Here is a 19,294-nt window from a genome sequence, read left to right as displayed (position 1 = left end):
AACGAAAAATAATAAATCTATCAAACGGAGAATTGTCTCAACTGGGTCAATTTTCTCCCGATTTCCGGCTATTTTAAGTAGCTAGCTTTTACAAAAGAAGCTTTTTTTAGATAATCGATACTTTGTTGTAAACCGGTGTAAATATCGTTACGTGTTTCTTCCAGCTCAACAAAAATATATTGCAGGCCAGCAACTTTTGAATTGTTAAAAATTGCATCAAAACCGACCATACCACTTTGACCAATTTCACGATGATCCTTAATGTGCAAAGCCTTGAATCTGCCGGCATATTTATTGAAATAATCAACAGGACTAACTTGTCCCATTACAGCCCAATACACGTCCATCTCGAAAAATACATTCTCAGGATTTGTATGCTCTAACATATAATCGTACATCACCTTATCCTCCACTTTTCTAAACTCATGCGAGTGGTTGTGGTATCCGTATACGATTCCTTGCTGACGGCATTTCGCACCCACAGCATCGAGGTAGCGACATTGCGTTTCCAAATCCTTAAGTGTTTTAGGCACATCCATCCAAGGCGTAACAATGTATTTCATTCCCGCTGCCTTATGTGTAGCAATACATTCGTCCCACCATTTTAGCGATTCTGTAAAATCTCCAGAGGCTAACTCTTTCTCTGATAAAGTCTTCGTTGCGTGTGATGAAATTACTTTCATTCCAGCTTTTTCTACTTTTGCCTTAAACTCTTGTGGGCTCAAGTTATATAATTTACCATCCTTGTATCCAGCGGCTTCCACTCCTGTATAACCCAATGCTGAGATCTTTTGTAGAATCTGGTCGAAATTCGGGTTTTTCCCGATTTCTTCGCGTACAGAATATAACTGTAGACCAATTTCCTTTTTTGCAGCTTTCTGTTGTGCAAATGTTGGACTAACAGCCAACATCATACATCCAGCTACCAATGTTCCGATAAGAGTTCTTCTTTTCATTTAGTGCTCAATTATTTATTATAGACTTCGTTCAACGCAAAATCATTTGTAAACATAGCGTTTACAGGTTGTTTAGGTTTGTCGCGTTAAATATAACCGCAATGTATGCAAATACTCGAAAAAACACAATGCTTTACCGTTTTATTTATTCACACCCCAGACCCAGCGCTCCAAAGTATGTTTTTTTATATGAATTAAAAATATACCAACTCAACGATTTACAGTCCGCTGCTGTTCTACTTACAATAACAAACAATTTGAGTGATGGAAAATAAATATGATAACCCAGAATATAGCGATCAAAAACAGGAAGAGAAACTACCTGACGTTGCCATTGAGGAAAAAGATGATGAACCTGCTGGTCGAAATCTCAAACGTACGCTTATTATTGCAGTATGTGTATTGATTGTATTTTATTTGATTTATTATTTTATGAGTGGCCGATAACATGCAACTCACCACAGCTCCGGCGGAACTTGACGGATTCTTGGAAACCGAAGCTGGGCAAGTCGACTTGTGTCGTCATACACAATCTGGTAGAATATGACCAAAATTTCGGTCATTGTGCTGACGTACTGAACAATTTACCACGGCTCCGGCGGAACTTGACGGATTCTTGGAAACCGAAGCCAGGTAAATTGACAATATCCACTTATTTTTCATTTCCTGTATTCTAAGGATAACAACTTGTTATAATGGTTATTTTACACAGGACGGTGACGTAGAGTCTATTTATTAATCGTGAGAAAGATTCGTTCCTATCCGATATTTGATCCAACATAGACTTTCACGAAACAATTCTCGATTAAAAACATCTGTTACAACAAATATAAAACAAAAAACAATAAACACAAATTTTTTAACAAAATAATAAACTATATTTTGCGCAAATTGTCATTCAATTCGTTGTATGACGGATGAAGACAAGGCATTACTGGAAACAATTGGTTTACGCTTTCGCGCTAAACGAAATGATCTATATTATTCACTGCGGGATCTATCCCATCTAACGGGCATTTCAACAGGAACACTCAATGGCATAGAAAAGGGAAAAGACTTAACGCTCACAAATTTTTTAACCTTATGTCGTAGCCTAGAAGTTCAACCAACGATATTTTTTCAGCATGATATTGTCTTTAATTCTCCCTACTCCCTACCTCCCGATGCGCAGGAAAGAATCACGTTAAGCAAAAAACTGGATGACCTCGTCTATCATTCGGATTTTTTCCACTCAGCACGACGTGTTTCGGAGGTATTGATCCAATTGGGTATGGACAAAAGCCAAAGCAACAAATTCTCTGTTTACCTATCAAACTACTGTGAAGAGGGGGCCCTTGTCTATCAGCAGCACGGTAACTATAAAACCTATCGTAAAAAGAGGTAAACAAAAAGTACTAAACCTCTTTGTTGGAAAGTTCTCGAAAACGGTTCGCCCTTCTAAATGTTCCCAAATCATTAAAACGAACCCCATACTTCCGTAAGATTTCTTGTGCCTTCTTACGGCCGATATGACGTACGTAAAATGTTTCATTGACGACAAAATGATGGATACTATGTGTCCACCCGAAAAAGAAACAAAACAATTGCATCGGAAAAGTCCACCAAACTGTCAATACCTGCGTCTGCTCAATCACATTTCCAGCTTCGACATCGCCAAAATAATGCATGTTTGACGTAATAAAATGTAAACAGAATTGGCGTAATAAGTTTGGTAATAGAATAACATAAATGATCCAATGTAGACTTATCAACATGTTATCAACATAGTGTGGAAAACTCAAATTCACCCCAAACACCACTCTTAACCAATCAAATAATAGGTCTGCAAAGAAGAAATATAAGATCACATGTGCAAAAATCGTCACTGGAACAATGCTTAAAAACATAATCCGTTTTAGTTTTGAAGAAGTCTCCAATTTTAGATTCCCTTTTTTCACCTCTTTGTCCATATCATTAAACATCCGATGCAGTCGAAAGAGCCCGCCCAATACAACATCGGCTGTTGTTACCAAACGTTTGATAGACCACTGCTCGCCATTCGTCACACTACGTTCCTCAACATCATGTAAGGTACCCGAAAATTTATGATGATGATGATGCAAGGTCCTGCGTATCCAGGGATTGACAGTCAATGGGCGTAATATCCATACACTAAAAAGTATAAAATGATGAACCACTTTTTGTCTTTTAAAATAAAGCCAATGAATCAGATCATGTTCTATTTCATGTAAAACACCCATAAAAAAGGCATTACTGACAATCATAAGCCAAGCCGGAACAAGAGCGCGAGACCAAGCTATCGATACAACAACAATGCCTAGGATCGCTAGTGCAAATATGGCCATTCCGATACTGTTCTGACTTTTTAAGATGGGGTACATTCCTTTCAGCTGCTGATAGGAGAGATTTATTTCCCTCCTAATCTGGCTCGACTTTTCCTGATGTGTCAATTCGATGTGATTTTATCGGTAAAAATAAGGATTTTTTCGCAGACATCTAACATGTTAGGTAGAATGACCCCACCTGCCAATAACCATAATAGGCCATAAAAAATATTTCCGCAAGTTGTAACAAAACGGACAGCCCGAATACTAATGAATTAAAATAAACTTATAAACATAAACAGGCATGGAAAAGAAATCAATTTACAACTGGAAGAATAATTTGTTCGGAACTAAATCAACCCTCTACCGCAATGAAGCAGTTATAGGAAGTTTAGAATCTATCAATTGGAATCTGGACGCTCATGTTTCTATCCATAACGATCAGTTTCGTTTCAAAAATAAGGGATTTTTCAACCCATACACGGAGATTCGAAATCAAAACAATGAACTGATTGGCGATATTGAATATGATACCTGGACAAGTAAGGCCACTATTAGCCTAATCGATAAAAAATACACGTGGAGATCAAAAAATATGTGGATGACCTCCTGGCAAATTGAGAACGAGCAAGGGGAAGTTGTCGAAATCAAACCTTCTTCGCTCAATAATGGGGGGAAAATAAAAAGCGTTGAACATAGCGAATTGATCTTGTCTATTAGTTTATATCTTCAAAAACGTATTACAATGATGATTTCTATGGTTGCCTTGATCCCAATATTTACCTTACTAATAGGTTAATATAGCAGCCAACTTCTAATACATATCATTCAAAGCAGATCATTCCTCGGATCTGCTTTTTTGTGCAAACCATTAAGTCAGCAACAAGCGATCTCATCCCCAAAAAATAATTCCCTAAAAGGGATTTGATAGGGACCTTATAGGGACCTCATTCGGATGAAGCCGTCTTAAGCACCTATTAGCTCCCTATTAGGTAACATGCTATTTACAATTATTCAATGTATTAAACCAAACTTATCTATTCGTTGTGTGTTAGTAGCCCTACACATTTAATTTGATACTATGGCAAATGTAACGCAGGGTGTAAATGGTCCGCCTTCAGGCAAAGTGGGACCTGTAGTTTTTTGTAAGTGGAAAGAGATCAATTACGTCAGGTCTCTTCCGAGAGTGAATAAAAAAAGAGCGCTTTCTGAAAAGGAAGTAAACAATCGAAACAAATTTGGACTTATGCAACAATTCTTAAGCCCTTACACGAAAGTCATACGGCTCGGCTTTTCAACCTACGCCAAGAATATGACAGCTTATAATGCTGCGATGTCCTACAACCTTCACCATGCCATGCAAAAAGACGATGAAGATTTTCATATCGATTACGAAAAGATTGCCCTAAGCCGAGGTTTGGATGAAGAGATCACAGGGGCAACATTTCAATTGTTGAACGAAACTATCCATATCACTTGGGAACTAAAAAACTCCGAAAAACTCTTACATGAAGATCTGACAGATTTCCGAACCTTGGTACTCCTCATTCCTGAGAATCCAATAAACGCTTCACAAGGTGTTCTACTTAATAATTACATTATGGACTTACAAGAATCTATTCAAATACCGAAACCAACCCAAAGTGATACATATCATCTATATCTAGGTTTTATTGCAGCTGACGGGACTAATCGAAGCATGAATAGCAGCTATCTCGGAAATATAAGCTTGGAAAGAGGATAAAGGTACTCCCGGGAAATAAATTCATCAACAGGAGAAATAAGATCATTCGGAAACAAACAGGCAACCCACTTAATTACAATAAGATAACAACATTTTAACCCTGAATTTATGTAAACACCTTAAATTAGTATAAACGATGTGATTTACAATCGATGGTTTCAACAGCCACTTCAATTTCGGCCATGAAGCCAATCGTCTTTATATCTAGTAGGCATTTGGTTACCCCCTCAGCAATCCTCAACACATATCCATGTGCAAGCCCTACTACTTTCTCTATTCAGTTCGGCAAGCTCATACCTTGCCGAACATTCTATTACCTATCGGATCAGCCCGTCTATATGACTTAACTGCCAAAAGGATCTGTCTTTTTTTCGGTTTTTACGATTTTAATCAGATGCTCCAACGCATTTTTCAGACGTTTGGCATCCTCTTCCGTTTGAATTGCCCATAAAATTTCATCCGTACTTGGCGAGGACTTAAATCGAATTTGATAACCAGATTTTACTCTTGCGATGACAAGTACATCTGATTTGGCAATATCACTTCGAAAATGCTGGCCACTGGAAAGAAAGACTGTTAACACCTTCCCGTCTACCGTCACCGTATCAATTTTTGTATCCTTATAATGGTAAGCAACCTTATATAGCTTATTAATATAAGCCATGGTCTGTTGTTTATTCAAGCTCGCATTTTGGGCTACCGATGGTACTGTAATACCAATAGCCAAAAGAAAGCACAAGAAAAAATTCTTCATTTATCTAGCATTTTTTATTTCCATACACCGCAACAACGTATCGCTCGGATTGTACTTGCTTACCAAATATCACGTAACGACAATCAGCAGAAGCAAAATACGTTCCTTTTATTGATGACCTAAAAATATAGATTTTATTTACTTTTTTGGCTATTGTCCCACAAACTAAACTATTTCCAGCAACAGCATTTCGATTGCTGCTACTGAAAATCCTTATTTAGCCATTTTTATTTATTCTTTCGATCTCGATAAATCCCGGGCATTTTCGGCAATACGGATAAATTCAGCACGATAACCTTCCTCATCTTTGCCTTTAGAAGCTTTCGCTCGCGCTATGAGCTGATCAAAATTGGCCTTTTGCTTAAAATCAGAATCACGAAGTAATAGACCTAGTTCCGCTACCGCTGTTACGAATCGTAAATCTTCACTCACACTGTTCAATTCCGTAACAGAAGTTCCGACCACCTTTTGCTGCAACTTACTTTTCTCCCCTTCAGGCTCCTTATACCGAAATTTAACTGTTGCCAGTTCAGCATTTCTCCGTCCAGCTGCCTGATCCGCCTGCTGCTGATATTTTAAGGGATCTACCGTTCCGATCTCCCCCGAATCTACACCTACGGGTACAATTTCATATAAGGCTGTCACCACATGTCCTACGCCCATATCACCACCCATCTTTTGATCATTATTAAAATCCTCAGCCTCCAATAAGCGGTTTTCGTATCCCACTAGACGGTATGCCTGCACATAACTGGGATTAAATTCGACCTGAATCTTGACATCTTTAGCAACGGTAAACAAAGTTCCCCCAAATTCGGTTACCATCGCTTTTCGTGCCTCAGAAATATTGTCTATATAGGCATAATTCCCATGCCCTTTGTCGGCAAGGATTTCCATCTTACTGTCCTTCAGATTTCCCATGCCATACCCCAATACTGTGAGGAAAACCCCCGATTTACTTTCTTTGGAAATTAATTCTTCCATCGATTCGTCACTACTCTCCCCAACATTGAAATCGCCGTCACTAGCCAAAATGATCCGGTTGTTTCCTCCTTTAATAAATTGTTGCTTCGCAATTTCATAAGCCTTCTTAATTCCTGCAGCACCAGCAGTACTTCCACCGGCTTCCAGCTCCTCAATAGCCGATTTTATTTTCATCTTTTCATCACCAGGCGTACTCTCCAGTTTTATCCCTGCCGATCCAGCATAGGTCACAATGGCTACATGGTCCACAGCACGAAGCTGATCGACCAACATTTTCAGCGAAGCTTTCACCAAAGGTAGACGCCCCGGCCCCATCATTGAGCCCGACACATCGATCAAAAACACCAAATTGGAAGCTTTAAGATTCGCTGTAGGAATATCTTTCGCCTTTAACGTGACGCGCATGAGCTGATGCGTCGTGTTCCAGGGTGCCTTCGTCAATTCGGTGATGATATTTACAGGTTCACCATTTTTAGGTCCGGCCACTTGATACTGAAAGTAATTGATCATCTCTTCAACCCGTACCGCGTCTTTTTCAGGCAGTGTTCCCGAATTGATAAATCGACGCACATTACTATAGGAAGCAGCATCAACGTCGGCTGCAAAAGTTGATAAAGGCTCCTTAAGTGGATTGATAAAGCTATTTTCCTTCAACTTTTGATAAGATTCTTGGTTCTGATTAGGCACATACGCCGTTCCTCTAATATACAAACCCGATACTTGCCCATACATAGCCGCATTAACATTCGTCACCGATGCCGTCTGACGCTTCGCCTTGTGCTCATATCCGGTCACCACAACCTCATCCAGCGCGTTATTTTGCTGCACCAACGCCACGTCAACCTTTGACCGATGGTTGACCGCTACCCGCTGCTCAAGATATCCGATATAACTAAAAATCAAGATGTTTTTACCATCAAGGACTTGAATACGATAGTTTCCCTTGTCATCGGTCTGCACAAGTGCTTTGGTTGCAACATTGCTCACCTGTACCCCCACCAGGGCAGTCCCTGTATTCGCATCGACAACCTTCCCCCTAACCTCATATCCTTGCTTGGCATATCCACCTAAGGATAACAACAAGCCTATTACAAAAAGTATTGCTCTCATATCTTTTACATTTTTGCCAAGGGATGCCTCAAATATTAAATTTCCATAAACCAGAAAAAAAAAATATTTTTAACCAATAAAATGTTCGCATTCAAGTCGTCAAAAATAGATACAGCACAAGACCACGAGCTCTTGCTGCACTACCAGGAGTCTAAGGAGCTCCAGGTATTGGGTGATCTATACCAACGACATACGGAGATGGTATACTATGTTTGCTTACGGTATCTCCAAGATTCCGAATTGAGTAAAGATGCTGTCATGAATATCTTTGAAGAATTAATATACAAAGTCAACAAACAAGAAATCAAGGACTTCCCAAGGTGGCTTTATGTATTAAGCAAGAACCATTGTCTGATGTATTTGAGGTCTCAAAAGAACAAAACTCAAATTTCTTTGGATGAATTTGTGAAATTTCCGGGAGACATGCATCAGTATGAACAATATGATGAAAAAGAAGAACAGCTAACAGCCATGGAAGGCTGTCTGGGAAAATTGCCAGACAAACAGCAACAGTCGGTTAGACTCTTCTTTTTGGAGGAAAAATGTTACAAAGAGATTAGTGAATCTACCGGTTATAGCTTGAACGAAGTAAAAAGCTATATTCAGAATGGAAAACGGAATTTAAAAAATTGCATGGAGGCTTGGAATGAGCAACAGTAATTACGACATAGCATACTTAAAGAAATACGTCAACGGCGAACTATCTCCTACGGAGATGTATGCGCTTGAACGGGAGGCGCAACGTGACCCTATGTTGGCGGATATTCTTATAGGTATTGAAATGGATCAGAATAAAACCGTAATTACAACAATCAACAACCAAATTGCGCAACGTATTGAAAAAGACAATTCCGCTAAAATAAAGGTCTTTGATTGGAAGAGACTTAGCATCGCCGCAGCAGCAGTGATCGTGTTGGGGATTGGTCTCCTTCTTTACCGTCAACAGGACAAAAATTCATCCGAAGCGAAGCGTACCGCTGAAGTAAGTATTACGCAGGAAAAACCCAAAACAAAGATTACAGCAGCAGATTCTATCATTCCTTCAGATGATATCGCTTCAAAAATAGGATCTCAAGATCATTCGCCACAATTAGCAGATAATAACAGACCGCTGCTTCATGAACAGCACCCACTGGAAGAGGTGACCGTTTTATCCCGGGAACCCTCCCTACGTGTAAAATCACTGGAAGAAATGAAGGAAGGTCTCAATAATGATCGCCCTGTATTTGGATTAAGACCTACAGACAGTACAATTGTTATCGGTTATGCGCCAATGGCAAAGAAAAAAGATGCTTCCCAAACGATTATGATTCGGGGAACCTCAAGTTTAAACAATGTACTTGCAGGCAGGGCTCCAGGTATTTCGATCCCACAACAACAAGGTACACCGCTACAACTTACGATTCGGGACAAAGAGACGGGCTTACCTATTTCGGGAGTGACAATCATTCAACCCAATAGCAAGTTTGCTACGAATACCGACGCACAGGGACAAGCGACCATCCAACCCAGTACAATGGATTCACTCGTCGACATCATGGCACTGGGCTACAACTCGGTTGCATTGAATATGCGTCGCAGCAAAAATACGACGATCAAACTGCAACCTTCCGGCGCCACACTTGATGAAGTCGTCGTCACAACGATGTCTTCACGCAAATCAAAGAGTGCCGAACCGATCTGGGGCTGGAGATCGTTCAACAGTTATATCAAGAAAAAAACAGCTAAAAGCCGTTATGAGGGCACTGTCCGTTTAAGCTTCTATATCGATAAAGATGGATTCCCAACAAATATCAGCGTTCTCCAAAGTGCAAATGATTACCTCGATGCCAAAGCCAAAGAAATCCTACTTTCGGGACCAAAATGGAAAGGGGAAGACTACCGCTATGTCACGTTAAGTTTCGAATTCACCTTGTAAGTACGCTATCTTTGCGCATCTCATCAAACGACAACACAAGTTTATCTCGCTATCGGGACAAATAAGCAGTCGAAATTTATCGATGCATTTATCTTTTCAATCAATTTTATTTATAAGGGTTTGGATTTAAAATTATTTCATATTTTAGCGTTATAATTATTAACCATACAGTCATTTTTATGAAAAGTTTTTTCACTGGTCTCCTCCTGCTTAGTGGTTTATACCTACAAGCACAAGATTTTTCATTCGGTAAAATTAAAAAAGAAGATTTTGCCATCAATATTGACAAAATAGATACGGCGGCGAATGCCTTTGTCTTACGTGAATATGGCTCAGCCGAAGTCAGTTACAATAAGAATAAAGGTCTTGTAGTTGAGTTTTTTAAACATGTGCGCATTAAAATCTTGAACAAGGAAGCTTATATTTATGCAAATTTCAGCATTCCATTATATAAAAGCGGAAATGAGCGCGAAGTCCTAATGGAGATCAAAGGAGCATCCTATCATCTCGTTGGTGAAAAGGTTGTAGAAACGGAGATGACCAAAGCGAATATTTTTAACGAAAATTCCTCTGAAAACTATGCGGTAACGAAAGCGGCCATTCCGCAGGTCCAGGAAGGTACAATTATTGAATACCGCTACCGCACAGAATCTCCATTTATCTTTAACCTAAATGCCTGGGAATTCCAGGAGGATCTTCCGAAACTCTATAGTCAATATGTTACGCGTATTCCCGAAATCTGCCATTATAAAGCCAATTTAAAAGGCGCATTCGGAGTAAGCGACCGAAAAGTGGAAAATTACAACACAGGCTTATTTTCCGAAGTTGGCGAAATATTAGGTAATAAAACAGTCTATACTATGGAAAATATCCCCGCTTTCCATACTGAAGATTACATGACTTCTTCCAAAAATTTCAGATCAATCATCTTCTTTGAACTCGGCCGATATAGTGTTCCTATGGGTCCTACAAAAGACTTCTCACTCACCTGGGAAAATGTCAGAGATAAACTTGTACAAGATGAAAGCTTTGGTGGACAAGTGAAAAGAAAAAGTGCATTGAAAGATTTCATGGATCCCGTCTTGCAGGACTCAAAAGATGATCTAGAAAAAGCGGTACGCCTGTATACTTATTTTCAGAAACAAATAAAATGGAATAATCGCCATTCAATCTATGCAAAAAACATTAAAGAAGCCATCGAAAAAAGAACAGGCAATAGCGCCGATATCAACCTCGGGCTCGTCAATGCCTTACGCTATGCGAAACTAGATGCTATCCCTGTTATTTTATCTACACGCGACAATGGGTATGCCGGACTTTATGCACCGGCAATATCTGAGTTCAACCATGTAATTGCACAGGTAAAAATAGGAGAAAACTACTACCTGCTGGATGCCACCTCCCCTTATGAGATGTTTGGAAACATCCCGATGAAATGTGTCAACTATCAAGGAAGATCAATTCCGCTGGAAGGCGAATCTGACTGGGTAAAACTCGAGGCAAATCTTTCATCTAGTTATAGTAATTTCTTCTATGGTGAACTGTCGGAAGATGGTGCATTAAAAGGAAAATGGATTACCTCACGTAACGGTTATGGCGCTTCCAAAATGCGTGAGCGCCTTCAAGGAAGTAATTCTGAAGAAGAATTCTATGAAAAAATAGATGAAGAAAACAATCGCATCAAAATCAACAGTTTTAAAGTATCGAATCGGGAATCTCTTGACAAACCACTAACGGAGGAGTTTGAAATTGAGATTAAGAATTTTGCAACCCTACAAAATGACCAACTTCTATTCAATCCTTATATTGACACCAAAATGTCCAAGAACCCCTTCAACCTAACGGAGCGGAATTACCCAATCGACTTTGGTTCTTTAGTCCAAGAAGAGTGCTACATTGAAATCAAACTACCAAAAGGCTATGCATATCCAACGGAAGGAAAATTAAAAAATATCAGTATGGCTCTTCCTGAACGTGCGGCCCGGTATATTTTCAAAATCAATAATACAACACCGGACGTTCTGATAATAGAATCTGCAACACAATTAAACAAACCCTTGTTTATGCCGGAAGAGTATTTTGATTTAAAAGAGTTTTTCAGCCGAATCATCCAGGCAGAAAAATTAGATGTTGTACTCAAAAAAATATAACAATATCGCTTAACACAAACTTCATTTTATATTGACGATTAGCTTAAATAAGGGTGATAACTTTGAATATCAAAAAAATAGTAAAATGATTAAAGATTCAGATTTATTCGAACTAGAGAATACCTTCCTTGGTGAAGGTTTCGAATTAGATGGTGATGATATTATCACCGATGAAGACTAGGTCTTCACTTTTTTAGCAAGTATTATTCCCCTTATATAATCTCAAAGCCCAGACATTCTTTGCTGGGCTTTTTCTTTGCTCCGTTCTTCACCAATTTGGCCAAAACTTATTATTTCCCTATCTTTATGTTATCCTGACAATCCGATATTGAGCTAACCCAGCTCCTATTTTACGGAAACACAAGCAACAGGTTTAAAGCAAATAACACACACATGAGAAAGATAATATTGGATCTGGCCATGACCCTAGATGGCTTTATTGAGGGTTCACAGGGAGAGGTTGACTGGTGCATTATGGATGATGACATGGATTTCGATGGCTTTTTGGCTTCGATCGACACCATCTTTTATGGCCGCGTGAGCTATGATGCCTGGGGTAATTTCAAGCCGCGCGCTACGGCCGATGAAACAGAAATAAATCTTTGGAAAAATGTCCATGCGAAGAAAAAATATGTTTTTTCTAGTCAGGCAAGGCAAGATGAAAACGCTACCTTCATCCAGACTGACATCGCAAAACAAGTTCAGGAAATAAAAGCACAGCCCGGAAAGGATATTTGGCTATATGGTGGAGCGCGTCTAATTAAAACATTCATTCAGGCTAACCTTGTTGACATCTATCGCATTTCCGTTCACCCTATTGCCCTGGGAAGTGGCAAGCCTTTATTCGAAAACTTACCTGAACGACTATCCCTAAAACTTGTTCAAAGCGTTACATTCAAATCGGGAGTTGTTCAGTTAATCTATACCCCCCAACATGAATCTTAACGATCAGGCAACCCCACAGATCGCTGATGATATGATCAGGAAAGTGATAGATCAACTCGAAAGCATACTTATGCTCCATTGCTCTAACCTATCACAAGATCAAACAGGTAGGGCCTATTATGGTGTTAATTTTCAACTGGGCAACAAACACTTCAAATTTAGAAAGGCCAAGATAACACCAAAAAAAGTAGGATTATTCGTTGCACTCTGGAAACGTGACACCGATGGCCAGACCATACCTTTTACTGCAGATGATCATTTCGATTATTACCTTATTTCGGTTGAAAAGGATCAGCATTTCGGCCTATTTGTCTTTCCAAAACAGGCGTTAGTTGAACATACAATCCTCACAGCGGGTTCTCAAATGGGCAAACGCGGATTCCGTATTTATCCAGATTGGAGCATCCCAACGAACAAACAGGCTACCAAAAGTAAACAATGGCAGCACACATACTTTGTGGATTTCTGTGGTCCCCACCAAGAAACCAAAAACAAATTGACCCATATACTGCAAAGCAGCTAGTCGATTTTTTCGACCAAATCAGCATAAGCTGCACGCAACAAAGAAATTGCCGCCACCATACTTTGTTCGTCAAGATGAGCAAACCCCAACCGCAATGCTGTGACCGTTTTATTTTGATAAAGGCAATTACTCGGCAACAACAGTCCTTGCGACCGCACTTTCTCTTGCAAGGCTGTCAGCGAAACAACTGTATTAAACTGTATCCAAAAGGCCAGTCCCGAGGCCGGGACTTCAAACCTGATTTTATCTTCAAAATGCCGTAACAGCAATTGTGCAAACAATTCTTTTCGCTCAGCAATTGTTTTCTGAAATTTACGCTGATACCGGAAGATATCACCCTGGTGGATAATCTCGCCCAATGTCTTCTCGATCATAAAATTCGGCTTTCCGAAGATGTTCAAATACTTTTTTCCCTCTTCCAACAGATCCTGAGGTGCGATCAAAAAATTCATTTGGAAACCAGGGTCAAAGAAACTACCGAAAGCACCTGTATAAATCACACGGTTGCCGCCATTTTTCCGGAAAAGTGATTCACCTTTCTCCTTAAAAAAGGAAGACTCAAAATCCACATCATCCTCAATAATTATAAAGTTATACTGCTCGGCCAACTGTAACAGTTGAATTTTCCTTCGCTCGGAAAGGTTAACCGTCGTTGGATACTGACACCTGGTATTGAGGTAAACACACCTGATTTCTCCGGGTCTAAATTGATCTCCGATCTTATCTACAATCATCCCCTCCGCATCTACCGGAATGGTTTTTAGCTTGGCCCCAGCTTGACTAAAGATCATGTTAGGTAAAAAATAACTTAAATTTTCTACCAATACAATATCGTCGGGCCGGATCAATAATCGGGATAAAATTGAAAAAATCTGTTCCCGGCTGGCAATCGGCAACAAGAAATTCCGGGAAAGATGAAACCCTCTTGTTAAATTCAGATAATAGCTTAACTGATCCCTAAAAAACAAATTTCCTTCAGTCGTCGTCGGAAAATCATCACTTTTCTTTTTCCGTTTCACCATGGATGCATAAAAACGCACCAGTTCCTCCGCTCCAATGACATTATAATCAGGTGTTCCGTCCGTAAAATAGTACCTTTCGGGAACCTCTGAAATAGGCATATCCAATATGAGTTCCTTCCTAAAAAAGTAAGGCGCAAAATCAGGTGGCTGTCTAAATGCTTCAATCGCCGACCCGGAAGTACCGATAAGCTCGGGATTTTTCACAAAAGTCCCGCGATTAGCCAAAATTTTCACCCAGCCCTGTTCCTGCAATTCCGCTAAAGCGGCTACAATGGTTTTTCGGTGCACGTTCAGTTCTTCAGCAATCTTCCGGCTTCCGGGCAACAGATCTCCATCTTCCAATAGATTTCGCTTGACGGCATTGATAAATTGATAAACGATCTGTAGATAGATGGCATCTTCCTTACGGCGATCTATCTTAATAATGGAATGAAAACCTATACTAACCGGACTACTCATTATGTTTATTTCGGACTACCAAAGTTATCATTTAAACTATAATCTTTGCAATCATCATGAAAAAAATAATCGCATTGAATTACGAAATCCGAATGGTCATTAAGTAAAATAGATTTGATTTTAGCATAAAAACTTAGCATTAATATGGAAACAAAACCAAAATGGACGCAGGAAGAAGTTGTCGCTTTATACAACAAACCAATAATGGACCTGCTTTATGATGCGGCATCGATACATCGGAAATATCACGACCCGAACAAAGTACAAGTGTCCACATTGATATCAATAAAAACAGGTGGGTGCCCCGAAGACTGTGCCTATTGTCCCCAGGCCGCACGTTACCATACGAATGTAAAATCGGAAGGCTTAATGAGTGTAGAGCAGGTAAAAGAGCAGGCACTAGCGGCCAAAGCTGGAGGTAGCTCAAGGATCTGTATGGGGGCCGCCTGGCGCAATGTTAAAGATGGCCCTGAGTTTGACCATGTACTTGATATGGTCCGAACACTGAATAGACTTGACATGGAAGTCTGCTGCACGCTAGGAATGCTGACCGAAAACCAAGCACAACGCCTTTCAGAAGCTGGACTATACGCCTACAACCACAACCTCGATTCCTCTGCCGATTACTATAAGGAAATTATCTCGACCAGAAGCTATGATGATCGCCTTCAAACGATCGAAAATGTACGTAAAACAAACATAACTGTATGTAGTGGTGGTATTATTGGGATGGGAGAAAGTATAGACGACCGTGCCGCGATGTTGATCACACTTGCTTCCCTCATTCCACAACCCGAATCGGTACCGATCAATGCGCTCGTTCCTGTAAGCGGTACTCCAATGGAAGTCATGGAAACAGTTTCGATATGGGAAATGGTACGCATGGTCGCTACAGCCCGAATTTTATTGCCCACCACACAAGTTCGCCTTTCTGCAGGACGCACCAACATGAGTAAAGAAGGGCAAGCTTTATGCTTTTTCGCGGGAGCTAACTCGATTTTCTCAGGCGACAAACTCCTCACCACGCCCAATCCCGATGTCAATGAAGATATGGACATGTTTAAAACATTAGGCTTGGTGCCACAACAGCCATTCGAGAAAAAAAATCAACCCGAAACCATCGCAACTGAGATGGCGCATTACCATGATCTTGGTGAAAGACCAAAATGGTCAAGACCCGAACATAAAATCCAGCGCAACATCGCTAAGCAGCAAAACAAATAACAAAACTAATTCGGCAGACCATCATGGAAAGAGAAGAAATCAACCAACACGACCTTATCGATGATTTTGATAAAAAGCATCTATGGCATCCGTATACCACCATGACAAATCCCTTACCTGCCTATAAGGTTAAACGGGCAGATGGTTGTATAATCGAGTTGGAAAATGGACAGCAGCTTATAGATGGTATGTCCTCTTGGTGGTGCGCCATCCATGGCTACAATCACCCCGTCCTTAACGCTGCGGTCACAGCACAGCTCAGCAGCATGTCACACATGATGTTTGGTGGACTTACGCACGAGCCAGCAATTGCTCTCGGTAAAATACTGCTTGACATCACCCCTACTTCACTCAACAAAATATTTTATGCCGATTCGGGTTCTGTTGCGGTAGAAGTTGCGCTTAAAATGGCTATTCAATACTGGGTCTCACAGAAAAAGACCAATAAGAAAAACTTTGTCACGATTCGTTCGGGGTACCATGGTGATACCTGGAACGCGATGTCGGTCTGTGACCCCATTACTGGCATGCACCGCATCTTTGACAATGCTTTACCCAAACGCTATTTTGCCCCTGCCCCAAAAATAGGGTTTGAGCAAGAATGGGATGCCAATGACATCCAACCCTTGGCAGACCTGATCTGCTCACACAAGGACGAATTGGCCGCTCTCATCCTTGAACCTATCGTCCAAGGAGCCGGTGGCATGCGTTTTTACCATCCGGAGTACTTGCGTCAGGCAGCACATCTCTGCAAAGAAAATCAACTTCTTTTAATCTTTGATGAGATTGCTACCGGATTTGGGCGCACGGGTAAGCTCTTTGCCTGGGAGCATGCCGGAATAGTGCCCGATATCATGTGTATCGGCAAAGCCTTGACCGGTGGCTATATGACGCTATCCGCCGTGATCACCTCAGATCATGTTGCGAATACAATCTCCAACGGTACGCCAGGTACGTTTATGCACGGGCCAACTTTTATGGCAAACCCCTTGGCTTGCGCAGTAGCCCACGCTTCCATCAAATTACTATTGGCAACGGACTGGAAAGCGAAAGTAACGTTAATCGAAGAACAATTGAGACGGGAACTTAGCGCTGCAACAGCGCTGCCCCAAGTCGAGGAGCTCAGAATTCTAGGTGCAATTGCAGTCATCGAGATGAAAAACTCCGTCGATCTCTCCAGCATACAACAGCGGTTTATCGAAGAGGGAATTTGGGTAAGGCCATTCGGAAAACTGATTTATATCATGCCCCCTTTTATCATAAATGAAGGTGAGCTTCACAAGTTAACACAGGCATTGCTAACCGTAATCAGCACAGTCCAATGATTGAAAACAGTCTAATCCAGCGCATTGAAGATGAATTATTTGCCCTTGAAAAACAAGGGAATAAACGAAAACTTCCCCTTATCACACAACAGGATAACACAGGAAAGGAGCATGTTAAAGAGCGTTACAACCTCTCGTCTAACGATTATCTTGGACTTGCGACAGATCAGATACTTCGTCAAGAATTCCTAAACTCGGTGACAAAGGATAATGCTGTATTCAGCGCCTCCTCTTCGCGTCTACTCACAGGAAACCATGCACGCTATACGCAATTGGAAACAAAGCTGTGCCGAATGTTCGGTATGGAAAGTGCATTGGTCTTTAACAGCGGCTACCACATGAATGCAGGCATACTTCCTGCAGTTTGTGATACAAAGACATTAATTCTCGCCGATAAGGGTGTCCACGCAAGCCTAATTGATGGCATCCGACTATCCAATGCGACCTGCTACAGGTATCGGCATTCCGATTATACGCACTTAACGCAATTATTGACAAAATATGCCCATCGCTTCACATGCGTCATCATCGTTACAGAAAGTATTTTTAGCATGGATGGTGATTGCACGGACCTCAACTATCTGGTCAGTCTAAAACAACGTTTCCCCAATACCTTACTTTATGTCGATGAAGCTCACGCCGTAGGCGTACGCGGAATACAGGGACTTGGCTGCGCAGAAGAACAGCAATGTATTGCCGATATTGATTTCCTGACAGGCACCTTCGGAAAAGCTTTAGCATCGGTTGGTGGCTACCTGCTATGTAAGGAACCAATCCGGAATTATTTGATCAATAAGGCACGTACACTACTTTTTACAACAGCGCTGCCACCGATCAATCTATTATGGACTGTGTTTGTTTTGGAACGCTTAAGTGACTTTACAGACCGGCGCCAACAGCTGCACAAAAATAGCCTATTGCTCAAACAGCAAATAATTGCCAAAGGCTTTAATTGTCCGTCAGAGAGTCATATTCTACCAGTCATTATCGGTAATAACAAGGAAACGGTACTGAAAGCAGAAGAACTGCAGCGAAAGGGATTTTACGTGCTTCCCATACGCCCGCCCACAGTACCAGAAGGAACATCAAGAATCCGAATTTCATTGACAGCAACAATGACATCGTCCATGATCGAACAACTTGCAACAAGCTTATGATACTTAAAAGAATCGCTCCTAAAAGAGTCACTCCGGCGGATAATTTGCCAGAGCGGCATCTTCAGGCAAAATCCAACGAAAAACTACTGTTATTCTTTGCAGGCTGGGGAATGGATGAACACCCTTTCTTGCACTATTCCCCAGTCGGCAAAGATCTTATTGTTGCCCATAGTTATGCGGATTTACTGTTGGACAAAAGTCTACTGGCAGGCTACCAGGAAATTGAGGTTTTCGCCTGGTCTATGGGGGTATGGGCAGCATCAATGGTACTGCCCGAACTTCAAAACAGCAATTACCCCATCAGCACATGCACTGCAATCAATGGAACACCATTTCCAATAGATGACGAAAAAGGAATTCCTAGCCAGTTATTTAAAGGAACATTGGATACACTGAGCAATAAAACGTTGGAAAAATTCAGATTACGCATGTGTGGTTCCAAGGCCCTTTTTAACTACTTTCTTGAAAGAGCCCCCCAACGCGACATCGAAGACCTCCGTTCAGAGCTCATCGCGATTGAAAAAACAGCTGGTGCAAAATCAGCAGCTGCATTCCAATGGCATCAGATATATATAGGCAAAGAAGATCGAATCTTCAACTTAGAGAATCAAAAACGCGCCTGGCCCGGTACTGCATATACGATAATCGATGCTACTCACTATCCCGAACAATTATTTAAGCACCTTTTAAGATGATCAT

At 40.8% G+C, this 19,294-nt stretch carries 18 protein-coding genes; 13 read left to right on the top strand and 5 right to left on the bottom strand.

The annotated features are described in order from the left end of the window. Positions 1-68 precede the first annotated feature (68 nt). Positions 69-956 (bottom strand): sugar phosphate isomerase/epimerase, encoded by an 888-nt coding sequence (locus GVK91_RS21180; RefSeq protein ID WP_153846838.1) that lies wholly within the window; start codon positions 954-956, stop codon positions 69-71. A gap of 264 nt (positions 957-1,220) precedes the next feature. Here GVK91_RS21180 and GVK91_RS21175 point away from each other — a divergent pair, with 264 nt between their 5' ends. Both GVK91_RS21175 and GVK91_RS21170 read left to right on the top strand, forming a co-directional pair. Further along, positions 1,221-1,403, top strand: a complete 183-nt coding sequence (locus tag GVK91_RS21175) for a hypothetical protein (protein ID WP_153846837.1) — start codon at positions 1,221-1,223, stop codon at positions 1,401-1,403. 463 nt (positions 1,404-1,866) lie between these two features. Then, entirely contained in the window at positions 1,867-2,340 is a 474-nt protein-coding gene (locus tag GVK91_RS21170) for a helix-turn-helix domain-containing protein (RefSeq protein ID WP_159731222.1), read from the top strand. 10 nt (positions 2,341-2,350) lie between these two features. On the opposite strand, the gene GVK91_RS21165 is transcribed toward GVK91_RS21170, so the two are convergent. Continuing rightward, positions 2,351-3,406 (bottom strand): fatty acid desaturase, encoded by a 1,056-nt coding sequence (locus GVK91_RS21165; protein WP_159731219.1) that lies wholly within the window; start codon positions 3,404-3,406, stop codon positions 2,351-2,353. Between the two features lie 178 nt (positions 3,407-3,584). Here GVK91_RS21165 and GVK91_RS21160 point away from each other — a divergent pair, with 178 nt between their 5' ends. Both GVK91_RS21160 and GVK91_RS21155 read left to right on the top strand, forming a co-directional pair. Beyond that, complete coding sequence (locus GVK91_RS21160; RefSeq protein WP_159731217.1) at positions 3,585-4,079, top strand: hypothetical protein; 495 nt, start codon at positions 3,585-3,587, stop codon at positions 4,077-4,079. A gap of 282 nt (positions 4,080-4,361) precedes the next feature. Beyond that, entirely contained in the window at positions 4,362-5,024 is a 663-nt protein-coding gene (locus tag GVK91_RS21155; RefSeq protein ID WP_159731215.1) for a DUF6266 family protein, read from the top strand. Positions 5,025-5,367: 343 nt separating this feature from the next. On the opposite strand, the gene GVK91_RS21150 is transcribed toward GVK91_RS21155, so the two are convergent. Both GVK91_RS21150 and GVK91_RS21145 read right to left on the bottom strand, forming a co-directional pair. Continuing rightward, positions 5,368-5,778 (bottom strand): hypothetical protein, encoded by a 411-nt coding sequence (locus GVK91_RS21150; protein WP_075994065.1) that lies wholly within the window; start codon positions 5,776-5,778, stop codon positions 5,368-5,370. A 231-nt stretch (positions 5,779-6,009) separates the two neighbouring features. Continuing rightward, on the bottom strand, positions 6,010-7,872 hold the full coding sequence (locus GVK91_RS21145) for a VWA domain-containing protein (RefSeq protein ID WP_159731213.1): 1,863 nt from the start codon (positions 7,870-7,872) through the stop codon (positions 6,010-6,012). Positions 7,873-7,953: 81 nt separating this feature from the next. Between GVK91_RS21145 and GVK91_RS21140 the strand changes: the two genes are divergently transcribed. The 5 genes from GVK91_RS21140 (at position 7,954) to GVK91_RS21120 (ending at position 13,408) form a co-directional block, all read left to right on the top strand. Next, on the top strand, positions 7,954-8,532 hold the full coding sequence (locus GVK91_RS21140) for an RNA polymerase sigma factor (RefSeq protein WP_088162847.1): 579 nt from the start codon (positions 7,954-7,956) through the stop codon (positions 8,530-8,532). Then, the gene (locus GVK91_RS21135) at positions 8,519-9,790 is read left to right on the top strand and encodes a carboxypeptidase-like regulatory domain-containing protein (protein ID WP_159731211.1); all 1,272 of its coding nucleotides are present in this window, start codon (positions 8,519-8,521) and stop codon (positions 9,788-9,790) included. The genes GVK91_RS21140 and GVK91_RS21135 overlap by 14 nt, the downstream gene beginning before the upstream one ends. Before the next feature lie 179 nt (positions 9,791-9,969). Further along, positions 9,970-11,940, top strand: coding sequence for a transglutaminase domain-containing protein (locus GVK91_RS21130; RefSeq protein WP_159731209.1), 1,971 nt, complete (start codon positions 9,970-9,972; stop codon positions 11,938-11,940). A 393-nt stretch (positions 11,941-12,333) separates the two neighbouring features. After that, positions 12,334-12,885, top strand: coding sequence for a dihydrofolate reductase family protein (locus tag GVK91_RS21125; protein ID WP_159731207.1), 552 nt, complete (start codon positions 12,334-12,336; stop codon positions 12,883-12,885). After that, on the top strand, positions 12,875-13,408 hold the full coding sequence (locus tag GVK91_RS21120; RefSeq protein WP_159731205.1) for a MepB family protein: 534 nt from the start codon (positions 12,875-12,877) through the stop codon (positions 13,406-13,408). Before GVK91_RS21125 ends, GVK91_RS21120 begins: the two co-directional genes overlap by 11 nt. Here the strand turns inward: GVK91_RS21120 and GVK91_RS21115 are convergent. After that, positions 13,405-14,889 carry a PLP-dependent aminotransferase family protein gene (locus GVK91_RS21115; RefSeq protein ID WP_159731203.1) on the bottom strand — a complete coding sequence of 495 codons (1,485 nt, stop codon included), beginning with the start codon at positions 14,887-14,889 and terminating at the stop codon, positions 13,405-13,407. The genes GVK91_RS21120 and GVK91_RS21115 overlap by 4 nt on opposite strands. A 144-nt stretch (positions 14,890-15,033) precedes the next feature. Between GVK91_RS21115 and bioB the strand changes: the two genes are divergently transcribed. Genes bioB through GVK91_RS21095 form a run of 4 tightly spaced genes read left to right on the top strand, consistent with a single transcriptional unit; the run spans position 15,034 to position 19,290 of the window. After that, positions 15,034-16,113 carry a biotin synthase BioB gene (gene bioB, locus GVK91_RS21110; RefSeq protein ID WP_159731201.1) on the top strand — a complete coding sequence of 360 codons (1,080 nt, stop codon included), beginning with the start codon at positions 15,034-15,036 and terminating at the stop codon, positions 16,111-16,113. A 23-nt stretch (positions 16,114-16,136) separates the two neighbouring features. Continuing rightward, entirely contained in the window at positions 16,137-17,438 is a 1,302-nt protein-coding gene (gene bioA / locus GVK91_RS21105; protein ID WP_159731199.1) for an adenosylmethionine--8-amino-7-oxononanoate transaminase, read from the top strand. Beyond that, a complete protein-coding gene (locus GVK91_RS21100; RefSeq protein WP_153846825.1) occupies positions 17,435-18,595 on the top strand; it encodes an 8-amino-7-oxononanoate synthase in 1,161 nt (386 codons plus the stop codon). The genes bioA and GVK91_RS21100 overlap by 4 nt, the downstream gene beginning before the upstream one ends. After that, the gene (locus GVK91_RS21095; RefSeq protein ID WP_153846824.1) at positions 18,592-19,290 is read left to right on the top strand and encodes a DUF452 family protein; all 699 of its coding nucleotides are present in this window, start codon (positions 18,592-18,594) and stop codon (positions 19,288-19,290) included. Before GVK91_RS21100 ends, GVK91_RS21095 begins: the two co-directional genes overlap by 4 nt. Positions 19,291-19,294 lie beyond the last annotated feature (4 nt).

It is taken from the genome of Sphingobacterium sp. 18053 (assembly GCF_902706145.1).
Lineage (GTDB): Bacteria > Bacteroidota > Bacteroidia > Sphingobacteriales > Sphingobacteriaceae > Sphingobacterium > Sphingobacterium paramultivorum.
This window is presented reverse-complemented; position numbering and strand designations above follow the sequence as displayed.

Bases quoted from the DNA above. Each gene is read 5' to 3' on its own strand.
- GVK91_RS21180 (WP_153846838.1), bottom strand. From the start codon at position 956: ATGAAAAGAAGAACTCTTATCGGAACATTGGTAGCTGGATGTATGATG.
- GVK91_RS21175 (WP_153846837.1), top strand. From the start codon at position 1,221: ATGGAAAATAAATATGATAACCCAGAATATAGCGATCAAAAACAGGAA.
- GVK91_RS21170 (WP_159731222.1), top strand. From the start codon at position 1,867: ATGACGGATGAAGACAAGGCATTACTGGAAACAATTGGTTTACGCTTT.
- GVK91_RS21160 (WP_159731217.1), top strand. From the start codon at position 3,585: ATGGAAAAGAAATCAATTTACAACTGGAAGAATAATTTGTTCGGAACT.
- GVK91_RS21155 (WP_159731215.1), top strand. From the start codon at position 4,362: ATGGCAAATGTAACGCAGGGTGTAAATGGTCCGCCTTCAGGCAAAGTG.
- GVK91_RS21150 (WP_075994065.1), bottom strand. From the start codon at position 5,778: ATGAAGAATTTTTTCTTGTGCTTTCTTTTGGCTATTGGTATTACAGTA.
- GVK91_RS21145 (WP_159731213.1), bottom strand. From the start codon at position 7,872: ATGAGAGCAATACTTTTTGTAATAGGCTTGTTGTTATCCTTAGGTGGA.
- GVK91_RS21140 (WP_088162847.1), top strand. From the start codon at position 7,954: ATGTTCGCATTCAAGTCGTCAAAAATAGATACAGCACAAGACCACGAG.
- GVK91_RS21135 (WP_159731211.1), top strand. From the start codon at position 8,519: ATGAGCAACAGTAATTACGACATAGCATACTTAAAGAAATACGTCAAC.
- GVK91_RS21130 (WP_159731209.1), top strand. From the start codon at position 9,970: ATGAAAAGTTTTTTCACTGGTCTCCTCCTGCTTAGTGGTTTATACCTA.
- GVK91_RS21125 (WP_159731207.1), top strand. From the start codon at position 12,334: ATGAGAAAGATAATATTGGATCTGGCCATGACCCTAGATGGCTTTATT.
- GVK91_RS21120 (WP_159731205.1), top strand. From the start codon at position 12,875: ATGAATCTTAACGATCAGGCAACCCCACAGATCGCTGATGATATGATC.
- GVK91_RS21115 (WP_159731203.1), bottom strand. From the start codon at position 14,889: ATGAGTAGTCCGGTTAGTATAGGTTTTCATTCCATTATTAAGATAGAT.
- bioB (WP_159731201.1), top strand. From the start codon at position 15,034: ATGGAAACAAAACCAAAATGGACGCAGGAAGAAGTTGTCGCTTTATAC.
- bioA (WP_159731199.1), top strand. From the start codon at position 16,137: ATGGAAAGAGAAGAAATCAACCAACACGACCTTATCGATGATTTTGAT.
- GVK91_RS21100 (WP_153846825.1), top strand. From the start codon at position 17,435: ATGATTGAAAACAGTCTAATCCAGCGCATTGAAGATGAATTATTTGCC.
- GVK91_RS21095 (WP_153846824.1), top strand. From the start codon at position 18,592: ATGATACTTAAAAGAATCGCTCCTAAAAGAGTCACTCCGGCGGATAAT.